Here is a 17,990-nt window from a genome sequence, read left to right as displayed (position 1 = left end):
GACACGCGCCGACGCCTGCCTGTCAGCGGGCTGCATAGGCACCGTCCAGCGCCTCCTGAGCCACCTCAAGTGGCGCCCATTCGCACACCTGATTGCGGCCATTGCCCTTCGCCAGATACAGCGCCCGGTCCGCACAGGCCACGAGGTGGGCCGCCGTGGCGGCCGTCCACCACGTGCCGCCGATGGAGACCGTCACGGCCAGCCGGGCGGAGCCCATCGGCCGCCGCTCCACGCTGACTCGCAGGCGCTCGGCGACCCGCAGGAGCTGTCCGGGCTGCACCTCCCGGAGAATCAGCGCGAATTCTTCCCCGCCGTAGCGGTACGCGCGGTCCCGGCCGCGCCGCTCCTGTTCGAGGAGACGGCCGAGCTCCTGCAGGATCTCGTCGCCGACGTGATGGCCGAAGGTGTCGTTCACGCGCTTGAAGTGATCCACGTCCAACAGGAGCAGTGCGTCGCCCGGTCCCAGGTCGGCGAGGTCCAGGTCGAACTGGCGGCGGTTGGCGAGCCCGGTGAGGGGGTCGGTGAAGGCCGCGGCGCGCCACTGCCCGGTGAGGCGCAGCAGGGTGAAGCGCTCGCTGAGGATGCCCCAGCCCATGAGGGCCCCGGCGACGTTCATGACCAGCAGCAGCGGGTACACCTCCAGGAACAGGCGGACGCCGTCCGGGAGAAAGAGGAGGGGGACGCCGTTGAAGGGGTCACGACACGAAACTGACACCCCTGTACGCTAAGCTTGCAATTACCTGTTGCAGAAACTTAAAAGTGCGTAGAGGACGGCAGATAGGCCAAAATTCTGGCGATCCTGCACCTTGCGATTCTCTGTTGCCATTGCCAAGCGTTGTGCAATACCAATTCGCAAGACTTGCGTGCTGTATGCATCGGAACGCGCTGGCTCGTGCAGAAACGATCGTTTTCGCAACCTTAGCGTACAGCCAGGGCTGATCCGTGTCGTGACCCCTTGAACAGGAAGATCAGGATCACACTCGGCCAGTGCCGCCAGAAGAGCGGCCCGACGGGCGGGACATACCGGCGGACGAGTGCGGCGGTGAGCACGACGCCGAGGATGCTGGGGAGGGCGACGTAGAGGCCGATGCCGCCGATCCAGGCGCGGTAGAGCAGGAGGGGGAGTTCGACGAGGAGACCGGCGAGGAGCCCGAACTGCAGGGTGACGAAGGCGATGGGAACGGCGCGTAGGTCGACGATGACGCCGGGGGCGACCTGCGCGGGGAAGAGCATGAGGATGACGGCGGAGGCGGCGAAGGCCGCGAGGCGGAGGGTGTGGTGGGGGCCGCGGGTGGCGATGGGCCAGGAGCGGAAGGTGAAGCGCAGGAGGTAGTGGAGGCTGATGAGGAGGCAGAGGTTCAGAAACAGTTCCCGGAACATGAGGGGCCTCCCGCGTGATCGTCGGTGGTGTTCACTGTACCGAGGATCGCCGCGCAGGGCACACGCATGTGCCCCGTGCGTCCGGGGGGCGCCGGGGACGCTTCACGGTCACGCCCGGGTCAGATTCAACGCCAGCAGCCGCGCGAGCACGTGCTCCTCGCTCAGGGGCCAGTCGCTGGCCGCACCGCCGCACCGATGCGCTCCGTCGTCTTGCCGAAGTGCTCCTGGCCGTGCTCCAGGCCGAGTCCACGCTTCACCGCAAGATCGCGCTTCATCTCCCCAGATCAGCCACGTTGGAATCAAAAACCCGGACGGTGGCCCTTCACGACGCTCAACTCACGCCGCAGGACGTCACAGACGTCCTGCTTCCCCTGCTGCCCGACGGGAAGCTCACCCTGATCATGGATCGCACGACGTGGCGCTCTGGCCAGACGCCGCTGAACATCCTGGTGCTGGGCGCCCTCCTCGGGGGCGCGGTGATCCCACTCGTCTGGTTGATCCTGCCCTCCCGAAGTGTCAGGTGTTGAGAGGTCGCACGACACGGGCCGTTTGGGAAAGTCCATGGTAAATTCGTTTTATAACGTATTTGATTGGCAAGACCGGAGTGTCCAGGAATCCTATGTATAACAAGAGATCCGTTTTGGAGTTTCAAGATTTCACCAATGACGAAGAGTTTCAGAATCTCTTGCGTGAACTCGTCGTACACGAACCCAACATCCGAGAAGCCGACATTTATGGGACGCGCGGATTCAAACAATACGGCATCGACATTCTTGCCATTGAATCCAACGGCGTCGGTTTTGCTATTCAAGCAAAATGTTATAAAAAATTCACCATCTCGGATCTCAATAAAACGTACGACGAGTTTAAAAAACACGTCAAATACTGGCAAAATCAGAATTTACGGACATTTGTTATTGCGATATCATGCAAGGTAGAGGATCCTAAGATATTGAAACGGGTCAACGAACTTCGCGAAGATCTTTTCAAAGCTGCCCAGATTTCTCTAATCTTCTGGCAAGCCGCCACTATTGCAGGAAAACTGAAATACCACCGTAAAATTGCCGAAAAGTACATCGACAATACCACTATTGTCGATTTGCTTTGTGGCAAGGACCCTATCGAGCAAGCTGCCTTTCTGGCCTATAAGGAACGAGACCGCCTCCAGTTGTTCAGTGCCCAGACCCAACAGTGGCGAGATGAAAGCAGCCGGCACGAATACGAACACGTGCTCCATCTCATTCGCCTCGGGCAACGGCCAAGCGCCCTCCAGACGCTGAAAGCCATCACGGAAGCCCGGGATTGGATCAGCCGCTCAAGCGCATCACAAGCAGCTTTCCTGCGCCTGACCGCACAGTTACACCTGGCCGTCGAGAAAGATGATGTTGCGGCCCGAGCCGCTGCCGAGACGGCCAACCGGCTCGATCCTGAGCACCCTGATGAGCAGGTGGCCATTCAAATCCTCGTCTCACAGGGCCACAAAGATCAGGCGCTGGCCCAAGCACTGACCTTCACCACAGACTCTGGGCGTCTTCAAGCCGCTGCGCTGCTGCTGGCCAGCGATCCTCAGCGGTCACTCGACCTGCTGAGTCAGATTCACGCCCCTGACCAGGCCGTACCAGTGGTGCGGCTGCGTGCCATTGCCCTCGCGCTCACTGGGCAGGTCGCAGAGGCCCTGACGGTGATTGAACGTCAGGCGCAGCAGGCCCCAGACCACTACCAACTGCACCTCACGTGGGCACAACTGCTGTACTTCAGCGTCCTGAGCCCCGCATTCCGAACCATTGACCGGCTGCAAACAGTCCTGCCGATTTCACAAGGCCTCCTGCAACTCAATGAACAGGGCATCGAGCGCCTCCAGACGGCTCAGGACATCAGCGCACGCCTGCTGACATTACCCAACATCGACCCCGAACTCCGGAACGACACCGCCCTGCTCCATCTCGCGACGCTCACGCAGCACCCTCAACCCGACCGGCAATTCCAGGCCACCACGTTCCTCCAGAACGAAATCAAGGCGGGCAGGCTCACCCCAGAAGAGGCGCTCTGGGCCATCCACTACCACTGGCCGCTCGATCTCCATCTGCACCTCAGCGCCCTGGAACAGTCCACCAATCCGAATGGGCCGCTGGCCGTAATGGCCTGGCACGAGCAGCAGGGTCACGCCGCCGAAGCCCTGGCCCTGCTCGAACGCCACGAAGCACGTCTGCGGCAAGCGGATCCCACCATCGTCGAACACTGGCTGCACCGCCTCCAACCGGCCCCCCCGCATCAGCCATGGCACTGTTAACCCGAGCCCTTGCCGGTAGAGAAGTGGCCGTCACGCAACTCGATGCGTTTCTGGCTGGCGAAGGAGAACTGGGTGACGCCCTGCAGGTGTTGCAGAGAAGCAATCAACCCGCGCTTCTTGACCGTGCGCCGGAGCTCATCACGCGTGTGGCGACACCAGCGGTGGTCGCACTCTGCGTGGAAACGGCAGTCAATCAGAAACAATACCTGCTGGCGGAACGTCTCTGGGTCGAGCACACCGAACTCATGGACGGCGCCGTCCTGCCTGGCCACTTACGGCGCGCGCTGTCACGCATGTGGTTTGAACTGGGCAAACTGCCGGAGGCGCTGGAGGACGCCCAACTGCTCGCCGAAGCCGAGCCGACGGCCTACCATCAGATGCACCTCATCGACCTGATGGTCAATGCCGCACTCACCGCAGACCTGCGACCCAAGTTGACGCGTCTGCTGGAGTGCGCCGATCTCACGGTGACGCAAGGATTGCGGGCCCTCCGATACGCCCAGGCCATTCAGGAGTCCCGCCTCGCCCAGCGCCTGTTGCTCGTAGCTGCACACAACATCAAAAATGACCTGGAAGTCGAGTACGTCATGCAGGCTCAGCTCATGGGTAACTTTCCCACGATGCCGGCGGTGGCCTCCAGATTTCAAACGCTGCTCGCTGAAGGTAAAACGCAACTGTTCACCCTGATTAACGTTGAGGATTTTCTTGCGCAGACTCAACTACAGAACGACGGATACAAGGTCTATGAACAGGGCGACGTCAGTCTTCACCACTTGCACAGTCAAGAGCCCGTCGAGTTTGCCTGCGCCTACCTGGAAGCCAGGCCACACCTGCCCCTCTATATCCGGCACGGTGGGCTCACCGTCTCCGTCCGGGAGGACGGCCCCCCCGAGTTACAAGGGGTCACGACCCTGGCCATGGATCTCACCTCCCTGCTCCTGGCCGCCCGGTTGAAGGTGCTGGATCTCCTTTCGCAGGAGTTTGAGATTGCGGTCGCCACAGATCACGTCCGTGACTTGACGTACATGCTGGCTGATCTGCCCAGCACATCTGACTTGAGAGCAGTACTTCAAGACCTGCTCTCCTGGATCAGGGAGCAACACGAACAGAACCGGCTCACCTACAAGCCGAGCCCAGAGGACCGGCGGCACGATCACAGTGCGGAGATTCTGGGGTTGGCCGCCCTGGTCGTGCCGGCGGCCACTGCATCCGAGCGGCTCTGCCTGGATGACCGGTGGGCTCAGCAGATGGCCCTTCAGAACCGGCGGCTGGTCACAGATCTGGTGAGCGTCCTTGACGCGTTGGTTAAACGCGGCCGGTTCAGCGAAACGGCCTACTTCCAGGCCGTACACCAGCTCCGCCGGGCAGGCATGCGGTTTCTGCCCATCACCGCGCGGGAGCTGTTGCATTGGCTGCGTGCCGCTGAAGTCCAGGATGGCCGGTTGCGAGAAACAGACGATCTGGCCCTGCTCAGGCAGTACTACGCAGGCTGCTTCGGGGCTGCCAGCCCCCTCCAACCGATCACCGTGCAGGGAACGAACGACCTCCACATCGGTGAAATGCCGTTCCTGTTGCGTTACCTGCATGAAACCAAGCAAGCGCTCAAGGACGTGTTTAAGAGTGAACGTTCACCCGTCGCTCTGGCCAACTGGATGTTTGAGCATCTGCTGATTGACATGGTGGCGGTCGGTGAGCTCCCGTGGGGTCGTCATCCTCACGGCCGGAGCGTGAATCAACTTCGGGAACTCGAATTACTTGACCTTGCTTCCTTTGATGTGACCATGACCCCTCAGAGTAAAGAAGCGTATTACAAGTGGATCAATCGCACGTTGCTTCAACCGCGTCTCACGCTCGACCCAGAGCTGCAAGACAGATTTGTCGCGATTTGGAAAGATCATTTGCTCAACCTGCTCGGACCACAGACGACAGCGATTCACCGCGCCGCTCTTGCTCATCTGGCCAATGGGACGGAAAGCTATGTTCCTGTGCTCCACGATGCAGTCGCGAGCGACGTGCAGTACATGAAATCGACTGGTCGACGGCGTATCCATCTTTGCCAGATCAATGGTCGATCTTTCGATATGGGAAAGATCTGGAATGCGTTCAATACATTACATGGCTTTCCAGGGCGAACCACACAGATCAAAGATCGGGAGGGGATGCAGTGGACGTGGTCGCTTGATGACGATGATGGCGTGTGCCTCCTGGCGGTCAATGACGAGGGCGAGGGGTTTCGGATACGCATACAGGAGATGTGGCTGGCGCTGGATACACGGAAGGAACGCGAAGCTCACCTGCCTGAGATCTTGCAAGCCCTCCCTGGCATAAGCCCGACAGACCCACGCGTGAGTGCCATGTTGCGGGCCAGACCGCTCGATGCACGACTGGATCAGCTCGCTGACCTGAAGTCGTCCATACCCGACTTCTTCTACAGTGCCCTGTTCAGCGCGTTGCAGGAAAAACCCCTCGACCGGGAATGGAACCGCAGCAATTTCCTGCCGGACGATCCACTGGTCATCTTGCAGTTTGTTGGCCTCGAAGCGCTTGTGCACGAGCCAGACAGACCCTTCCAGGACGTGATAGAGGCGGCGGCATGCAGCCTGCTCGAGCGAGACGGACCAAAGACCACCGCTGCCCGCTTTGCCGGCCTTCCCATTGCATTACCGGAGGTGATTCGCCGGGCATTCCTGCAGGACGTGTCAACTTTTGCTAATCTCCGCGATGATCTACGCCATCAACGGAAAAGTCCCTTTGGCCTGGCACACACGGTGCGCCTGCTCAAGGACTATCCTGAGCAGGAAGCGGCCAGGCTGCGCAAGCGATTGGCAGCGTCCATGCTGCAAGGCACGTACCTTCAGGACATCATCGCGTTTCACCGGGTCCTCAGGTGGACATACGAACAGATTCAGTTCCGAGCCCCTACGTGGCCTGCTCCTGCGTTCATGGCCGCCAGCTGGGTCCACACACACGAAATCTATAGTCAACTTCGGGAGATTGGCTATCCACCAGACTCCATATGGCAAATTTTTGATCACGACAGAACTTTTTTGCCTTTACGTGCGCTGCTTCATCATCCGGATGAATTGAGTGACATTTGCATGCCGTCGCACATGACTCCACTGCGGACAGTGATGCTCAATACGCTCTACGCAGCAGATGACCTGTTGGAGGAGCTGCGACACTTGTTCGCTGAGATTTTACTTGCGCCGTCAGTTGAAGGTTCAGACGTGAGACTATTGAAAAATGTGCTCATCGGAACCGAAATCAGCCTGCCCAATCATCTGAATTCCTTCCTGGGAAGGAATATTGAGCTTGCTCTTCGACATCCAGACTGGGCCGTATTCAGTCTTTTAAACAGCGAAGCTCCGAAACTAATTTTTGAGCTACAGAAAACCACTGAAGCAAAAAATCTGATGCAACCTGTGGTGCTTCACTTGACAGGTCGCCAGAAGCCTCATCCAATGAGGCACAATGAAGATTTTTGCGCATCGGTGATGGAGTTCGATATCCAGAGCTGGCAACCCGAACAGATCATGACGGGCCTCATCGGAGCAGCACAGCTGACTGCTCAAACTGAAGGGACGATCGAACCCAAACTCCTGAACGATCTGACTCTCGTGTTGAACACAACGGCGCCTGACCGCGCCCTGGCCATGCAGACCTTCGAAATCCTGGTAGCACTCATCACCCATCCGAAGTACAGAAATCAGGAACTCAGGCACCTCGCGACCCTTTTGGATCAGGTGGTGACCCCTCACGACCAGTTACGGACGGCTCTCTTTCCAGTGGTGTTGCGATTTGCGTTCGAGTGTCCTGCCGAGACAGCAAGTGTGTTTTGGCCGGTGTTGCTCCGCTGGCGCGAGTTGGGTCAGACCAGACAATTGGACTGGTGGGCTGAATTGGGAGGTGCCGAGTTCAATCAGGCCGTGTTAGAGGAATCGACCTGACCCCACGGGCACGGTGGATCAGGTCAGAGGTGCTGTGCTGCACCGCGGGCCGCTCGCCGCTCTGCGGGCGGTACGCTGGTATGTCTCAGGCTGGTGTGCGCTGATGCCAACCCGGCTGGGCCACTCACATGCCAGTGCCTGGTCATCGAACTGCACGGTCAGCGCGCCGCCGTTCTTGCGGGTTTGGAGAGCGAAGGGCTGTTACGGTTTCCGGACCGCACTGCGGATGATAAAGCGCGGCCTCGGCGGCTCCGGCTGAACGGGAAGGTCCGGCCCATGCCGGAGTCCAGCGAACGCCTGGCGGTACGGGATGGAGGACGGCATAGACCAGCGGGTGTAACTGGAGCGGGCCAGGAGGGGCGCAAGAATCACCCTGGCTTCAAATGGAAACGGAGGGAGCGCGCCGGTCAGGACATGATCGGACGCGGCCGCGAGGATCTGCATGGTCAACTCCCCATCCGTGATGACTTCCCCAATTTCCCGGGAGTCGCGTGGGGAGAAGATGTCCGACTCGAAGTACACCCCTTTCGTCCGGAACACGTCGGCCACCTCAAACACGAACTTCGTGAACGCCTCCGCGGCACCAGCAGTGTCGCCTCTCGCCAAGTGATGCTGTCCCAGCAGGCCCCAGGAGATGAAGTCACCCTGCTGCGCCGCGACCGTGAAGTACCGAACGGCTTCACTGGAGCGCCGGTACGCCCGAGCGACTTCCGAAAGCCCGGGCCACGTCCTGGGCTCTCGGTACGGCTCGTACAGCTGCTCCGAGGCGTGAAAGAGGCCCAGCCACCGCAGCGCCCGGATGATCTTGACTTCCCCCCGTGTCAAGGCTGCGGGAAGCAACTGACCGGCGGCGCGCAGCAGCAGGCGCTCCCCATGCCGGGGATCCTGACCCATCCTGCGCAGCCCATGCACGTAGTCGAAGTGCGCCCGAACCGGACGGTTCACCTGAATGTCGTCAGCCCACCGCTGACCGCCGCGCACAGAGGTAAAGCGGCGCGATCGTGACGCGCTGCCGAAGTAAAAGGAACGCTGCCTGGACGCCTCACCGAACGCCGCGTCGATGTACGACTCGTCAGGAATCCAGAAGAACTCGGCGTAGAAATGGAATTCCCACAGGAACTCGTGTATGAACTGTTCGGCCGCCCTGCAGTCTTCGAAATACTGAAACTTCTCAACGGTGTAAGGGCCCGGGGCGCCCGTCGCCGCCGAGACCTCTGCCCGGCGCCGCTCCAGGGTGGAGGTGTCCCCCACGGCTCCCCGGGTGAACCCGATCTTGCACAGACCCTCGATGGTCGCCGGGGTCCGCATGACGTACACGTACCCGCCCGGCCTGCCGGTCACGCCGGGACCGCCACCCGCGCCCCGTCCGGCAGGGTGTCGTAGAAGATCGCGTACGCCGCCTGCATGGCCGCCATCGCGCCGCCCGCCACCGCGAACGCGATCTGGTTGCCTTTGGTGACGTCTCCGCACGCGTACACGCCCGGCACGGTCGTCATCTGCTGCGCGTCCACCGTGATCCCGCTTGTCGTGACCTCGCAGCCCAGCGCCTCGGCGAGTTCCGCGCGGAGTTCCCGGCGCCCGTGGGCGTACAGCACGTCCCGGTCCACTGTCAGGCCACTCTGGAAGGTCAGGGTCACGCCGCCCCCGGCGCGGCCGTCCACGCGGACCAGGGGTTCCTCAATCAGGGTCACGCCGTGCTCCAGCAACAGGGCGCGGTGCGCCGGGGTCAGGTCTGCCGCTCCGTCGGCGCACACGAGCACGTCCCGCGTGAGCTTCTGGGGGTACAGGCCGCTCTGCACGCCGCCCACGCCACTCAGGCCCGGCAGGTGCACCGCCACCTGGCCGCCCCGCAATTCCCAGCCGTAGCAGTACGGGCAGTGGTGCACGCCCCGCCCCCACTGCTCGCGCAGGCCTGCCGGGGTGCCGGGCAGGACGTCCCGCACTCCGGTCGCCAGGATCACCTTGCGGGCCCGCACGGTCTCACCCGTCGAGAGCGTCGCGGTGAAGTCCCCGTTCCCGCCCGAGATCGCCGTGACCTCCGCCTCCATGACCGGGAAGTCGTAGGGGCGCAGGTCATCCCGCGCGGCCGCCAGGATCTCCTCCGGCGGGCGCCGGTCGCGGCTGAACACCCCACCCGCGTGCGGACTGGGCGCATTCCGGCTCGGCCCGCTGGAAATGAGGATGCCCGACTTCATGCCGCGCGCGGTATACAGGGCCGCGCTCAGGCCCGCGAAGCCCCCGCCCACGATCAGGACGTCGAGCAGGGACGTGTCAGGAACAACAGGGGCAGCGTGATCGGTCACGCTGGGCAGGATCGCACGGCGCCCGGGCCGCGTGGGCCGCAGATGCATCCGCACGGTGCCCATGAGTGCCCTCCTTCGGATGTAGGGCGTGGAGGTTGTCCTGGAAGCGGTGCGGATCGTGCCCGCTGGCTCCGCCTACATCAAGGCCGACAGTCGTTGCTGGAAGGCCACGGAGACGGGATCCACGCCTTGACGGGTCACCAGCACGGGAATGTCGGCGTCACCCCCATCGGTGTTCAGAGCCCAAATCGCCATGTCGAAGGCGTCTTGCAAGTGGCGACCTTGAGACAATGCCTGGTAAAGCGCCGCAGAGAAGATGGGGGCGTCTGCGTCCGCGACTTCACGCTTCATGCCAATGGCCGCGTCGACATGTTGAATGGCCGCGCGCGCCAGCGTTTCGGAATGACAGGACACGAAGACGGCTAGGCGTAGTCCTGGGCTGAGGCGTAAGGCTTCAACGACCAACGTATTGGCTTGAACTTCCATGTCGCCGGTTTCGCCAACGAAGCACAGGCCGTCGAGATCGCCATGACCGCTGAAGTGCAGCAGTTGCGGTCTGTTCCGGTCCAGTTGAGGCAGGAACTCCCGACCTGCAGCGGCCGGGTGCACCTGCAAGGCCAGTGCGTTTCTATGGGCTGAGCCCCACAGCGCCTCTTTGATCGCTTTCACCTCTCGTTCGACCCACAGAGGTGCATCCGGGGTATTGGCGGTCAACACCAGAAGACTGGGGGTTTCCAGGAGAGAGGTAGCTACTGCGGTGGTGCGCCGTCCCTACCCGGCGTGTTCGTTCTGGCGGGCCCTACACGTCCTCATGGCTCGTGTTGACGGGTCGTCCGACGATTGGAAGAGCACACGTGAATTAAACTTCAAATGTACACCAGCAATGAGAGCCATAATGCCTTATATGAGTAGTAAATAACACTTCATTAAAAGCCGGGTATCGAACAATTTTACTCATTTTAAAGTTTTCTAGAAATGAAAACAAAAAAATACTACCGCTCCTCGCCTCCGCGCTCTCCACCATGCTCCTGATGGCTTCATGTGGAAAAATGGCTTCGACAGGACTTCAGCCGAATGCTGATATTCAGCCATACAGTGTCGCCGGCTTAAAAGCGGGCGACTTCAGCCGCCTTCGAGTCACTATCTACGGAGCGGCAGGAGCATTCATGGGGAAAAGCTCTTCACTTCAGGTGTGTGTAACTTCAGGCTGCGTTGATCTGCCGGCCACTCCAGCCGCCCCATACCTCAGTGAGACTTACCAGTACCGGCAAGTCGTCGACGCTCTCGTACCGGCCGGCGTTATCCAAAGCATTCAGGTCAAAACTGAAAGTGGTGGCGTTCAAGTCGCGACGCAACTCGACTTGCCTCGAGGAACCCGTACGGATGTGATGGTGCGAGGGGACCAACCCTCCCTGGATACGACGTTTGTCGCTCGCACCAACTTCTCAGCAGAGCGCCCCTTCCTTGTTCACCCAGAAGGAGATGCCATTGCGTTAAGTGAGCAGGTCCATCTACAGATTCCGGCTGGGGCCGTGAAGAAAACCACACTGACGAGTGCCAACTTATTTGACCGAGGAGAAGAGTTTCCCCTTATTGACTTTTACCCAAATGTGGCCCTTGCTCGTTCAGCAACTTTAAAATTAACCAAATTACGGACACTGAATACGAATACCGCCTATCAAGCTTTCCTTAAAACCACTTCGACCGTCAGCTCGCAATCTCTGGAGGGCCAATTACTGCGCCTTAATGTCGAACCTGACAATAACGGGGCAATGATTGCCCTGCCAAGTTTAAGCATCATTACTATGAGTGAGAAGAATCCAACCGTTGTTCTAGAGGATGGAAGTAGACTGCCGCTTAATGATTTCAATCTAAACAGTTCAAGCATTCAGCAACAGGCGACCACGCAGTGTGGGCAAAATCTGGCGAACAACTTATCTGCTTACGTTAATATTCTGAATTCACAGGGCAGTTTGCGTATTACAGAATGTGAAAATATTTTTCCTTATGTCAATATTGTTGTAGTCAAAATGAACCACTCACAATCCAATACTGTAAGTGGTGCCAGCACCACCTATCAGCCTGTCATAGCCCGCAATGTCAAATTCTATCAGCCGGATGACTACTTATACGGCCTGGATTCAATCCGAGACCTTTCGGCCTCTGTCAGTGCTTTTACCGCGATTAATGGTTATACCTGGAAACTGGATCTTCTCTTCGGAAATATCGGATATCGTATTCAAGAAGGCAACGATGCCGAGCCAACAACCACGGTAATGAATAAAGGTGTAATTGAACATACGAATGAAAATGATGGTAAAGATGAAGCAATTATTAGCTTTTCTAACAATACCTCAGGTTTCTTCGCTGGAAATTATGTATTTCATTCCTTTGGCGCGCCTATTCCCAGTTCAGCGTATCGGCAGGCTGCAATCGGATCAGGCAGCACTGTAACAGTCAACTCAACCTGTAATCCTGGTGCTACCGATCAAGATATGCGCAGCGCAATTGGTTTTGGAAACAATCGTCTTGTTTTGGTTTCCAGCACGCATCGTGGCACAGGCATTATGCGCAGCGATCTTTGCGAAGTTTTTCAGGGACTCAATGCCAACAGCGGCTCCGTACTCATGGATGGAAGCAGCGCAGCCGGTTTGACCTATGGTGCGAACGGTCATCTCAACCCCGTACCAAACACAGGATCATTTGAGGACGGAATGAGGCAAATTGCATATGCCTTTGCGGTAACGAAAAAATCCTATTACCGCGATCCTCGTTAATACGCATAACTTATTGATCCCTGCGTAAATGTGTAGCATCTGTGTGTGACCGTGCCTCCCTGGCGACCCAGCCGCCTCACACGCAACCAACTGGAAGAACGACGTCTCGCCGCTCAACCTGCACTGAACGACCCCCGTCGCACGACCCGTGACCTGGCGCAGCAGTTCGGCGTTGCTGAAGTCACGATCCGGGCCTGGCGGTCCCGGATCAGACGGAACGGCGAGGACGCGCTGCGCGCGTCCCGCGCCACCGGCCGCCCCGAGAAGCTCACGGGCGCACAGCAGGACGAGATTGGCCTGATCCTGGATGGTGATGCCCGATTACACGGCTTCGAGACCAGTGGGTGGACCACGCCGAAAATCCGGCATGTGATCGGTGTGACGTACGGCATCTGGCTTGATGGCGCGCATCTGTCGCGAAAACTGAAACGCTGGGGGTTCTCGTATCAGCGGCCCGCGGTGCGGGCCGTCGAGCGCAATGAAGACGACATTGCCAGCTGGGTGCGCGTCCACCGGGACGCGCTGGGAAAAAAAAGTCCGTGAAGGTGCCACACTCGTGTTCCTGGACGAGAGTGGCTTCAGCCTGAAAACAACGAAGGTCCGCACGTGGGGGCGCTGCGGCCAGACGCCCATCATCCCGACCAAACTCCGCTGAGAGCACCTGTCCGTGATTGGTGCCATCACCACAGGTGGACAGTTTCTGCACCACACGCACCGCGGCGCGGTGCGCTCAGCGCAGGTCGTGGAGTTCCTTGGGCATGTCTTGCGCCACGTGGCGGGCGAAGTCGTCGTGGTACTGGATCGAGCCATGATCCACCGGTCAAAAGCCGTTCAGGCATTCGTGCAGCAGCACGAACGCCTGTCATTGGTCTACCTGCCGCCGTATGCGCCGGAACTGAACCCAATTGAATTGATCTGGGCGGATCTCAAGCGGGTAGGACCACAGGACAGCGTGGAGTTGAATCATGCGGCTTCAACAAACGGTTCGATCCGATAGCGGAGCAGTTCCGCGACCGTCCAGGCGTGATCCGTCACACCTGCGGCCATCCCCGGCGTTCGATCCACCCACCGACCATTCACCTGCACCCGAAGTGACCGATGTGGACGAATGAGGTTGTACGCCGCCAACACCAGGAAGAAGTGACGTTCCAGTCGCTCGCCGTCGCTCCCGGCATGCCGGGAGCGACGGACCAGTGCCGGCAACCACGTCCGGAGGGTCGCGTTCAACCGTTCCACGAATGCGGTGTTCACGGTACCCGGGCGACCTTGCGACGCTTCGATCAGGTGCAGCGCTTCGAAGAGATCACCGAATGCGATGCGTCGCTCGATTCGGTCACGGGAGGTTCGTTTCACGACCTGCACGATGTGCAACTCCGCCCAGGGCACCAACGCTGGGCGCCCACGGCGCCCAGTGTGCCGCGGCGTCCGGAACATCCTGAGAACCTGTGTTTTCCACGCGCCGTATCCATCTGTTGCCCACAGCACTGGTGATTGAAGCTGTGCAGCGCAGTGCACCTGATTCACGACCTCGGCGATCAGGGCGTGCGTTCGCTCAGCAGCCAACGCACCCCACAGGAGCAGTCGTGAGGAGACGCAGACGGCCGTTGCCAGCCACCGCACGCCCCGTTGGGTCCGACACCAGAGTTCGTCCGCCTGCACCTGCCCGAGATGCAACTGGCCCTGACAGACAAGGTGCTCGTGAACACGCTGCGCGTGTTCACCGGCTTTCCTCACCCAGTCGGCCAGTGTGCGCTCGTCGATCTTGAAGGCCATGACCACTGCTGGGATGGGGCAACCGAAGGTGAGGAGGGTCAGTACTAGTTGGACGATGTTCGGATCGGTCTTGAGTCGATAGAGCGGTGTGCCGTGCGTCGCGGTGAACGTCGTGTGGCAGCGATGACAGCGGTATCGAGCGTCGCGACGGGAATGAACGCCCACTCTGGTGGGCGACGGGCAATACGGGCATCGGGGCGTATCATCAGTGCGTCGGGAAGAGGGAGTTGGCTGCATACCACTCCATCTTCCCGATCTCGTTGCTCATCACTCCACGCTGTCCTGTGGTTCTACCCTCAAGCGGAATGTGGTGGGGAACTTCTGCGCGCTATCGGTTGCAGCGTTGAAAAAGCGATTGACAGTGGGATGGCAGCGAATCCGTCGCAGAGGGTTGCCTCTGGCCTTCATCCGGGGTACGCCCTTCACCGCGTCGTTATCGATTTAAGCAGGAATCAGTAATGCGAGGTGTCGATTGGAAGCCCAATCGACACCTCGCGCTTCATGACATTGATATGCTCATATGGGAAGAACAATTGCCAGTCTCCAATTCCAGCGAGCAATACAATAAACGCTAAAGTTAGAATAGAGGCAATCCAAATAATAAATTTGATCCAGCGCTTTGGTTGACGAAGTCGACCACGAACAAGCCAAGCAATGCCCAGAAAAAACACGGAGTAGATAAGTGCATTTCCCAGAAGCGGCATAACGTAAACCATGCTTTCGGCGGAAACTGAATCTTTGGCGTGGGTATAGCCGAAAGGAAAGCCATAAATGTTCAAAATAGGGATTTCGCCAGCAAAATCGCTGGGTCCACGAACAGTTCCAACGGCCACCCGAGAACGGACGGTGAACCAAATAGACATAACAAAACTCAGGGGAAGAAGGAGGCGTAGCCAGTCACGCAGGGGTGGATTCATAGAGGCTATTGTGAACACCAGAACTGTGTCTTGTCTGATGATTGCATCGCGACGCTGGGCGTCGTCGCCGTTTTCCAGCGACACTCAAGGGCTGTGAGAGTGTCAGGCGAATGATTGAACTGGAGCACCTGCCCACGCTGCTGAGGACATAGGTGGACCCGGAGGGTGAGGTGACGGCCAGCCTGAATCAGCATGAGGCGGCCGGGCGGGCGTCAGTGGCCCTGACCCGAACGCTGCGGCGCAGCGCCCGGCGCATCTGACCGGTGAGCCTTCCTCAGGGTGCCGACTCTGCAACACTGTCTCTCATGACGACTTCGACAGCTACCCCCGTGCCGCCCTGCCCGACCTCTGGCCGCAGTGATGGTGTCGGGCCCTGCTCAGGCTACTGAGCGCCCCGGCAGGGATACTGGGGTGGTGCACGTTCCCGCCCCCGACCTGATCACCCCCCTGCCGGGCATCGTCTCAGTGCACGCCACGGCGGACGGCGCGGTGGACGTCTGGCGGCGCGACCCGGTCACCGGTGAGGGGCGCGTGCAGCGCACCCGGCAGCGCGGCTGGATCTACGCCCGGAACGTCGATGAGCTGCTGCACCTCGGGAGCCGACTGACCGTCGCTCCTGGCCCAGCTCCAATGCACGCAGCCTTCCATGCCCAGGACCTCGCTCCGGACGGGCCGGTGGATCCCCGCGCCTACCGCTACCTCCTGAGCGGTCCCAGTCCCCGGCAACTGGAAGGGGAGATCCAGCGGGGCGCCGTCACCGCCCGCAGCCTGAAGGCGAGACCTGCTCTTGGTGACCTCAATGGGTACCTCCGAGTGGGCTACGCGGAGCAGTACCTCATCACCACCGGGCAGACGTACCACCAGGGACTGACCTTCGATCAGCCCGTCCGCCTGCAGTTCGACCTGGAAACCACGGCGCTGAGCCCCGACGAGGGCCGCCTGTTCCTGATCGCCGTGCGCGACAACCGCGGCCTGGACACCCTGCTCGAAGCCAGGCGCCCCGTGCAGGAGCCCGAGATCATCGAGGCGTTCCTGGCCCTGGTGCAGGAGCGTGACCCGGACGTCATCGAGAACCACTTCATCCACGGCTTCGACCTGCCGTTCCTGGCCGCCCGCGCCCGGCGACACGGCATTCCCTTCCGGCTCGGCCGGTCCGGAGACGGCGTGCCCTGGACGGTCGACGACGGGAGCCGCGTGCCGATGTGGGTCTGCCCCGGGCGGGAGATCCTCGACACGCTCGACGCCGTCCGCCGGTTGAATCTGCCGTCCAGTGGCCTGAAGGCCGCCGCGCGGCACTTTGGCATCGCCCCGGAAGGCCGCGTCTACCTGGAAGGGGCGGAGATCGTGAGCACCTACCGCGACCACCCGGCCCGCGTGCGGCAGTACGCGCGGCAGGACGTGCAGGAGGTGGACGATCTGGCCCGCATCGTGCTGGCCCCGAGTTTCGCGCTGGCCCGCCTGACGCCCCGCCCGTACCACCGCCTGACCCGCGCCGGGCCTGCCAAGGGCGTGCTCGAACCCATGCTGATCCGCGCATATGTCGAAGCAGGTCGGCCCTTCCCTGCGTCGGAACGGGGGCACCTCGAACCGCACAGGGGTGGGCACGTGCAATTGCACGCCGAGGGCGTCCTGCGGCACGTCGTCAAGGCGGACGTGGCGAGCATGTACCCCAGCATCATCCGCGCCGAGGGCATCGGGCCACTCCAGGACGAACTTGGCGTCTTCCACCGGATCGTGAGTGACCTGCGTATGCTGGCTAATCCGGCAGTCGCCGCTGGAGTTATCCGGCACCTCATGCTGAGGTTATCCGGCACTCTCCCCCACGGCAGACGAGCTGTGTCCATTATGAAAGGCTGACGGCTGATGGGGTCAAGTGACGCGACCTCTTCCGCAGACTTTCTCCCTTCAATTCAATCCGGTAGGCGTGATGCAGGACGCGATCCAAGATCGCGTCCGCCAGTGTCGGATCACCCAGATTGGCGTGCCAGGCCGACGTCGGAAATTGACTGGTGATGATGGTGGATGACCGCTCATAGCGGTCATCCAGAATCTCCAGGAGAATTCTTCTGCCTTCTGGCGTCGGCACATCCAGCCCCCAGTCGTCCAGAATCAGCACCTGCACCTTGGCCAGGTGAGCGAGCAACTTCAGGTACCGCCCGTCGCCTTTGGCCAGCGTCATGTCCCCAAGCAGTCGTCCTGTTTGTGCGTACAGCGCGGTAAACCCCTGGCGGCAGGCCTGGTGTGCCAGGGCACACCCAATGAACGTCTTGCCGACCCCCGTCGGGCCGGTGATGATGACACCTCTCTTTTCGGCGATCCATTGCCCGCTGTGAAGTGACCTGAACAGTTTGGCGTCGAGCCCACGTGGATGTTTGACATCCACCTCCTCCATGCTGACGTTCTGTTTCAGCCGCGCCGCCGACAGGCGGCGCTGCATGCCTTTGGTATCCCGAATCACGCGCTCGCGTTCCAACAGGAGGGTCAAGCGTTCTTCGAAGCTCAGTTCGCGGATGCTGGCCTGTTCCTGCTGTTCCTGAAGCGCCAGGGCCATGCCATCGAGTTTGAGCGTGCGGAGTTGTTGAATCACAGGGTGCAGGAGCATC

General features: G+C 60.3%; 14 protein-coding genes and 1 pseudogene. 7 read left to right on the top strand and 8 right to left on the bottom strand.

Features of this window, described 5'->3' with window-relative positions; genetic code table 11:
* Nucleotides 1–22: 22 nt before the first annotated feature.
* Nucleotides 23–715, bottom strand: coding sequence for a GGDEF domain-containing protein (locus tag BXU09_RS17710; RefSeq protein WP_144012348.1), 693 nt, complete (start codon nt 713–715; stop codon nt 23–25).
* A gap of 203 nt (nt 716–918) precedes the next feature.
* A complete protein-coding gene (locus BXU09_RS17705; RefSeq protein WP_078305656.1) occupies nt 919–1,380 on the bottom strand; it encodes a LytS/YhcK type 5TM receptor domain-containing protein in 462 nt (153 codons plus the stop codon).
* Between the two features lie 218 nt (nt 1,381–1,598).
* Here BXU09_RS17705 and BXU09_RS17700 point away from each other — a divergent pair.
* The 3 genes and pseudogenes from BXU09_RS17700 to BXU09_RS17680 form a co-directional block, all read left to right on the top strand.
* Nucleotides 1,599–1,886 (top strand): annotated as a pseudogene (locus tag BXU09_RS17700) (IS4 family transposase); the annotation flags it as partial.
* Between the two features lie 113 nt (nt 1,887–1,999).
* Entirely contained in the window at nt 2,000–3,670 is a 1,671-nt protein-coding gene (locus BXU09_RS20535) for a hypothetical protein (RefSeq protein WP_144012347.1), read from the top strand.
* Nucleotides 3,671–3,693: 23 nt separating this feature from the next.
* Nucleotides 3,694–7,617 (top strand): hypothetical protein, encoded by a 3,924-nt coding sequence (locus BXU09_RS17680; protein ID WP_168174672.1) that lies wholly within the window; start codon nt 3,694–3,696, stop codon nt 7,615–7,617.
* 201 nt (nt 7,618–7,818) lie between these two features.
* On the opposite strand, the gene BXU09_RS17675 is transcribed toward BXU09_RS17680, so the two are convergent.
* The 3 genes from BXU09_RS17675 to BXU09_RS17665 form a co-directional block, all read right to left on the bottom strand.
* Nucleotides 7,819–8,958, bottom strand: coding sequence for a GIY-YIG nuclease family protein (locus BXU09_RS17675; RefSeq protein WP_078305651.1), 1,140 nt, complete (start codon nt 8,956–8,958; stop codon nt 7,819–7,821).
* Nucleotides 8,955–9,920: an NAD(P)/FAD-dependent oxidoreductase gene (locus tag BXU09_RS17670; RefSeq protein WP_240501488.1), complete on the bottom strand. Its 966-nt coding sequence runs from the start codon at nt 9,918–9,920 to the stop codon at nt 8,955–8,957. Before BXU09_RS17670 ends, BXU09_RS17675 begins: the two co-directional genes overlap by 4 nt.
* A gap of 135 nt (nt 9,921–10,055) precedes the next feature.
* The gene (locus BXU09_RS17665) at nt 10,056–10,634 is read right to left on the bottom strand and encodes a CHAT domain-containing protein (RefSeq protein ID WP_240501486.1); all 579 of its coding nucleotides are present in this window, start codon (nt 10,632–10,634) and stop codon (nt 10,056–10,058) included.
* Nucleotides 10,635–10,942: 308 nt separating this feature from the next.
* Here BXU09_RS17665 and BXU09_RS20530 point away from each other — a divergent pair, with 308 nt between their 5' ends.
* The 3 genes from BXU09_RS20530 to BXU09_RS21225 all read left to right on the top strand — a co-directional run bounded on the left by BXU09_RS20530 (nt 10,943) and on the right by BXU09_RS21225 (nt 13,694).
* Nucleotides 10,943–12,697 (top strand): hypothetical protein, encoded by a 1,755-nt coding sequence (locus BXU09_RS20530; protein WP_144012345.1) that lies wholly within the window; start codon nt 10,943–10,945, stop codon nt 12,695–12,697.
* A gap of 45 nt (nt 12,698–12,742) precedes the next feature.
* Entirely contained in the window at nt 12,743–13,240 is a 498-nt protein-coding gene (locus BXU09_RS17660; RefSeq protein WP_205684183.1) for a winged helix-turn-helix domain-containing protein, read from the top strand.
* Nucleotides 13,241–13,364: 124 nt separating this feature from the next.
* On the top strand, nt 13,365–13,694 hold the full coding sequence (locus BXU09_RS21225; RefSeq protein WP_205684182.1) for a transposase: 330 nt from the start codon (nt 13,365–13,367) through the stop codon (nt 13,692–13,694).
* Here BXU09_RS21225 and BXU09_RS17655 read toward each other — a convergent pair.
* Together BXU09_RS17655 and BXU09_RS20520 are read right to left on the bottom strand one after the other, a co-directional pair.
* Nucleotides 13,661–14,470 carry a transposase gene (locus BXU09_RS17655; RefSeq protein WP_144012344.1) on the bottom strand — a complete coding sequence of 270 codons (810 nt, stop codon included), beginning with the start codon at nt 14,468–14,470 and terminating at the stop codon, nt 13,661–13,663. The genes BXU09_RS21225 and BXU09_RS17655 overlap by 34 nt on opposite strands.
* 452 nt (nt 14,471–14,922) lie before the next feature.
* Nucleotides 14,923–15,387, bottom strand: coding sequence for a hypothetical protein (locus BXU09_RS20520; RefSeq protein ID WP_144012343.1), 465 nt, complete (start codon nt 15,385–15,387; stop codon nt 14,923–14,925).
* Between the two features lie 414 nt (nt 15,388–15,801).
* Between BXU09_RS20520 and BXU09_RS17650 the strand changes: the two genes are divergently transcribed.
* Nucleotides 15,802–17,244 carry a ribonuclease H-like domain-containing protein gene (locus BXU09_RS17650; RefSeq protein WP_240501484.1) on the top strand — a complete coding sequence of 481 codons (1,443 nt, stop codon included), beginning with the start codon at nt 15,802–15,804 and terminating at the stop codon, nt 17,242–17,244.
* Here BXU09_RS17650 and istB read toward each other — a convergent pair.
* The gene (gene istB / locus BXU09_RS17645) at nt 17,231–17,989 is read right to left on the bottom strand and encodes an IS21-like element helper ATPase IstB (protein ID WP_058979396.1); all 759 of its coding nucleotides are present in this window, start codon (nt 17,987–17,989) and stop codon (nt 17,231–17,233) included. The two genes, BXU09_RS17650 and istB, sit on opposite strands and share 14 nt — an antisense overlap.
* Between the last annotated feature and the right edge of the window lies 1 nt (nt 17,990).

Origin of the sequence: Deinococcus sp. LM3 (assembly GCF_002017875.1) — a bacterium.
Classification (GTDB): Bacteria; Deinococcota; Deinococci; order Deinococcales; family Deinococcaceae; genus Deinococcus.
This window is presented reverse-complemented; position numbering and strand designations above follow the sequence as displayed.

Excerpts from the sequence above, each read along its gene's own strand:
- BXU09_RS20530 (WP_144012345.1), top strand. The coding sequence starts at position 10,943 with ATGCTCCTGATGGCTTCATGTGGAAAAATGGCTTCGACAGGACTTCAG.
- BXU09_RS17705 (WP_078305656.1), bottom strand. The coding sequence starts at position 1,380 with ATGTTCCGGGAACTGTTTCTGAACCTCTGCCTCCTCATCAGCCTCCAC.
- BXU09_RS20535 (WP_144012347.1), top strand. The coding sequence starts at position 2,000 with ATGTATAACAAGAGATCCGTTTTGGAGTTTCAAGATTTCACCAATGAC.
- BXU09_RS20520 (WP_144012343.1), bottom strand. The coding sequence starts at position 15,387 with ATGAATCCACCCCTGCGTGACTGGCTACGCCTCCTTCTTCCCCTGAGT.
- BXU09_RS17655 (WP_144012344.1), bottom strand. The coding sequence starts at position 14,470 with ATGGCCTTCAAGATCGACGAGCGCACACTGGCCGACTGGGTGAGGAAA.
- istB (WP_058979396.1), bottom strand. The coding sequence starts at position 17,989 with ATGCTCCTGCACCCTGTGATTCAACAACTCCGCACGCTCAAACTCGAT.